This is a genomic window from Streptomyces sp. NPDC057654 (assembly GCF_042800135.1).
Lineage (GTDB): Bacteria > Actinomycetota > Actinomycetes > Streptomycetales > Streptomycetaceae > Streptomyces.
Genome location: NZ_JBHVHQ010000300.1, coordinates 4411 through 9106 on the forward strand (window position 1 = coordinate 4411; position 4696 = coordinate 9106).

General features: G+C 74.3%; 3 protein-coding genes and 1 pseudogene. 3 read left to right on the forward strand and 1 reads right to left on the reverse strand.

Annotated features, from left to right (window positions below):
- The coding region (locus ACFU99_RS21915; RefSeq protein WP_384394477.1) for a PP2C family protein-serine/threonine phosphatase at nucleotides 1-979 on the forward strand (979 nt) is incomplete at its 5' end.
- Between the two features lie 75 nt (nucleotides 980-1054).
- Here the strand turns inward: ACFU99_RS21915 and ACFU99_RS21920 are convergent.
- Complete coding sequence (locus tag ACFU99_RS21920; RefSeq protein WP_384394479.1) at nucleotides 1055-2554, reverse strand: hypothetical protein; 1500 nt, start codon at nucleotides 2552-2554, stop codon at nucleotides 1055-1057.
- Between the two features lie 234 nt (nucleotides 2555-2788).
- Between ACFU99_RS21920 and ACFU99_RS21925 the strand changes: the two genes are divergently transcribed.
- Nucleotides 2789-3940 carry an aminoglycoside phosphotransferase family protein gene (locus ACFU99_RS21925; protein ID WP_384394481.1) on the forward strand — a complete coding sequence of 384 codons (1152 nt, stop codon included), beginning with the start codon at nucleotides 2789-2791 and terminating at the stop codon, nucleotides 3938-3940.
- A 291-nt stretch (nucleotides 3941-4231) separates the two neighbouring features.
- Nucleotides 4232-4696: pseudogene (locus ACFU99_RS21930) on the forward strand (N-acetylmuramoyl-L-alanine amidase); the annotation flags it as partial.

Consider the following 4696-nt stretch of genomic DNA (forward strand, 5'->3'; position numbering starts at 1 on the left):
CGGCCAGCGCTGTTCCGTGTTGGGGGGGGGGGCCCTCTGCCGCGTCCGCGCGGAGTCGTGCTGCGGGCGCCCGTCGGGGCGCCGCGCCTCGGTCTACTGGTGGGGGTCCGCGGGGAGCGCCCCCGACGGCAGCACGGCGTCCATGTGGGCGGTGCTGCGCGACGTCAGCGAGCTGCGCCGGAGCCAGCTCGCGGTGCACGAGAGCCGCGACTCGCTCCAGCGCCAGCGGCACATCGCGCGGACCGAGCACCGGCTCGCGGTCGAGCTCCAGGAGGCCGTGCTGCCGCCCTGGCGCGGCTCCCTGCGGCTCCCGCAGGGCGGGCCCGCCTCCCTCGACATCGCCGGGCACTACCTCCCTTCCTCGACCAGCGCCCTCATCGGCGGCGACTGGTTCGACGCGCTCCAGCTGCCCGACGGGCAGACCCTGCTCAGCGTGGGCGACCTCACCGGGCACGGCGTGAGCGCCACCTCCGGCGTGGCGATGCTGCTCGGCGCGCTGCGCGGGATGGCGGTGACGGGCGCCGCGCCCGGCCCGCTGATGGGCTGGCTCAACCAGATGCTCGACGCCTCCGCGCAGCCCGCCCTCGGCAGCGCGATCTGCTGCCGCTACGAGCCCGTCGGCCGCACCCTGTCCTGGTCCCAGGCCGGCCACCCCGCGCCGCTGCTGTTCCGCGACGGGGCGGGGCGCGCCCTCCAGCCGCCCGAGGGCGTGCTGCTCGGGGCGATGTCCGGCGCGCGGTACGGGCAGGCCGAGGAGCGGCTGCTCCCGGGTGACCTGCTCGTGCTGCACACCGACGGGCTCTCGCCGCGCAGCCCGGAGCTGGACGTGGAGCGGGGTCCGGACCGGCTGCTGGCGCTCGCGCCGCGGTTCGCCGCCGCCCGCGGCGCGCAGGACTGCGTACGGGCCGTGGTGGAGGAGTTCGGCGGCGAGGAGCGCGAAGACGACGCGTGCGTACTGATCGCGCGCATCGGCTCCTGACCATCCGGCTCCCGAAGCAGCCCGGCCCTCGAACGGCTCTCAAGGCGCCTGCGGTGCCCCCGGTGCTCCCCGGCCTCACACGGCACTGCTCCTGGTCGCCGGGGCGCTCCTGGTCGCCTTCGGCATGGCCTGCCGGATGTCCGCGCGCAGCTGCCGGATGCTGCCGTCGCTCGCGTACCGCCCGGTGAGGCGGTACATCTCGCGCAGCCGGTCCCAGGTGCGGTGGGACGAGGTGTGGCCGATGGTGGACAGCGCCGCCCTCGCGTGGCTGCCGGCCTGCTCCGGGTCGCTGCCGATGAAGCAGGCCGACGCCATCGAGATGTGGTCGAAGACCTTCGACCGCTCACGGCCGTCCACCCGCAGATCCAGCGCCAGCTTGGCGTGGCCCTGCGCGAGGCGCGCCGCCGACGGATCGCGCTCCGCGAGCGTGCGGAAGGCCAGCGCCTGCATGCCGTGCAGGTCCGCCTCGTCGAACATCTGCATCCAGCTCGGCGGCGGCACATCTCCCTTGTCCGCGGCGAAGAGCTCCTCCGCCCGGCCCAGGGAGCGGCGCATGGCCTGGCCGCGGCCCATCGACGCCTGCGCCCACGCCTCGATGGTGCAGAGCATCGCCCGCGTGCGCGGCAGCGTCTCCTCTCCCGAGCCGCGCTGCGCCAGCTTCATGAGGTCCAGCGCCTCGTCCGGGCTACCGAGGTGGACCATCTGGCGGGCGGCCCGGGAGAGCGCCTCGCCGGCCCGCGGCCGGTCGCCGCCCTCGCGGGCCGCGTGCGCGGCGATCACGAAGTACTTCTGGGCGGTGGGTTCCAGGCCGACGTCGTGGGACATCCAGCCCGCGAGGACCGCCAGGTTGGCGGCCACCCCCCACAGCCTGCGCTGCAACTGCTCGGGATGGTGGTAGGCGAGCATGCCGCCCACCTCGTTGAGCTGGCCGATGACGGCCTTGCGCTGGAGGCCGCCGCCGCGCGACGCGTCCCAGAGGCGGAAGACGTCCACCGAGCTCTCCAGGGCGTCGATCTCCTGGGACCCCACGGGGGCCGCTTCGTACCGGTCGTAGCCGGCCGGATCCGCTGTCATCGCGGTGAGGGAGGACAGGGGGTCGTCGACGCGGGGGGCGTCGAAGGCGAGGGTCTGATCGGATTTCAGCCAGTCGTGGAGCGTGCTGCTGAGTGCGGAACCTGTGGCGAGCGCGGCGCCCGCGCCCACCAATCCACGTCGATTGAGCATGAGGTCCATTCCCGTGAATTCGGTGAGGACCGCGGCCGTACGCCCGGGGGGCCAGTGCAGTCCGTCCGCGGACTGCTTCTTCCCTGCGCGCCCCTGCTTCGCGAACCCGAGGTCCTCGATGGTCACGACACGACCGAGGCGCTCGGTGAAGAGGGCCGCCAGCACCTTCGGCACGGGGTCGCGGGGGCGCTCCCCCGTGTCGATCCAGCGCCGCACCCGCGAGGTGTCGGTGGCCAGCTGCGGGTGGCCCATGGCCGCCGCCTGCCGGTTCACCAGCCTCGCGAGTTCCCCCTTGGACCAGCCGGCCAGGCCGAACAGGTCCGAAAGTCGGGTGTTGGGTTCCCTCATCACGTCAAGCCCCCAGGTTCCTCGGCTGACTTGAAGGTATCGGCCCGTCATGGGCCACGCGAGTATTCGCCAGGGTTCGCCAGGGTGCGCCAGATGGTGTGCCACCCGCGGGCGGGTGTGATGTAGGAACGCGCCACCCGGGCCCGGCAGCCGGACCGCATTCCCCAGGGTGCCCATGGCATCCGGGACCGGGGCGCGCACGCAATTCGTCGGCACACGAAGGGATCTGTATCGCCCATGTACGCAGCGTCGTCCTCCGTGTCCGCTCCGCCTCGGCCCTACCGTCCGCAGCCGGCCGGCGGGGGGCCCTATCTCGACCCCACCCATGCCGCCGGAGCGGGGATCGTCCCCGGCTCCCCCGGTGCCCCTCCCGGCATCGGCGGGCCCGGCGGGCGGCTCAAGCGACCCCAGGGAGCGGGCCGTTCCCAGCCGGTCAGCGGGCGGATCGACCTGTCCGGCCCGAAGGGCGCCCAGCTGCGCTCGGCCATCGCCTCGGTGCACCGCATCTGTCCGGAGTTCAGCCCGGTGCAGGTTCTGCGGCACAGCGGCCGGTCCGCGATCCTGATCGGCACGACCGGGCGCAGCACAGCGGTCGCCAAGTGTTTACTCGACCCCTCTCCCGTCTGGGCCGAGCGGTTCCGGCACGAAATAGCCGCATACCGCGCGTTCGTGCGGCACCGGCCGCCGGTGCGCGTCCCCCGGCTCATCGCGGCCGATCCGGACAACTGCGCCCTGGTCGTCGAGCGGATGCCGGGGCGGGTGACGGCCTCGCAGCGGTACCCGGCCGAGACGCCGCCGCGCGCGGACGTGCGGGCCGCCCTCGGCGCCGTGCACCGGATCAACCAGTGGCGGCCCCCGACCGGGCTGTTCGAGATGCCGCTGGACTACGGCAAGCGCATCGCCCGCTTCCACGAACTGGGGCTGCTGACCGACCGGGACCTCGGCGACCTCCAGCAGCTGCTGCGCGGGCTCTCGCACGCGCAGGGGCAGTTCTGCCACGGCGACGCCCTGCTGTCGAACATCCTGCTGTCCCCCGCCGGGCCGGTGCTCGTCGACTGGGACCAGGCGGGCTGGTATCTGCCGGGCTACGACCTGGCGACCTTGTGGACCGTCCTCGGGGACGCCCCCGTGGCGCGCCGTCAGATCAGTCAGCACGCCCAGCAGAGCGGCTCCGCGGCGCGGGACGCCTTCCTGGTCAATCTGATGCTGGTGCTGACGCGTGAGATCCGCACCTATGAGACGGCCGTGCAGCGCACCATGCACGACCCCGCCCCGGCGGCTCCGGGCGCGGCCGAGAGCGGTGAGGAGCAGCGGCTGCTGCTCCGGCGGCTGCACGACGACTGCGCGCTCGCACGGCGTGCTGTGCGGGCCGCGGTCGGCACCCGCTGACTCCCGGACTCGACCTCTGGCGGCGCGTCACCGGTATGGACCTGTGACGCGCCGCAGGTCTGCGCGCTTGTTCCGGGAAACTCACCCGGATGGGTACTGACGTGCGAAATCCTCTCCCTCAAGCATGATTGACGCCGCGTCGCCCAGGGGTACCTCTTAGTGGGTCCGGCTCCGCCCGCCCACCGCGCACCATCCGCCCCGGCGCACGGCACGGCCCGGCTTGAGGAGGCTGCGTTGCCCGCACTGCCCGCACTGCCCGCACTCCCCCCGCGTCCAGCCCGTACGGCTCGTATGGCTCGTACGGTTTTTCGAAGAAACGATTCAGGGGCGTCGAGACGCCGTCGCCGTGCCCTACGCACCACGGCCGCCGCCTCCGCGACCGCCGCCCTGCTGCTGCCGCTCATCGCGGCCGGCCCGTCCGCCACCGCCGCGCCGCCGCCCTCCGGCGCGCTCCAGCGCTCGTTCGCCGACGCGGCGGCCGCCTACCACGTTCCGCCGAGCGTCCTGCTCGGCGTCGCCTACCTGGAGTCCCGCTGGGACGGCCACGGCGGCGCGCCGAGCGTCACCGGCGGCTACGGCCCGATGCACCTCACGGACGCCCGTACGGCGCTGGCCGAGACCCCGCACCACAGCGACGCCGGGGAGGACCCCCGCGGCGACGCCGCACGGCCCCGTACGCCCGTACGCGACCGCCTCCCCCGGGCCGCCGAGACGCCCGCCCGCCTGCGCCCCCGGGACCGGGCCGCCGCCCGCAGC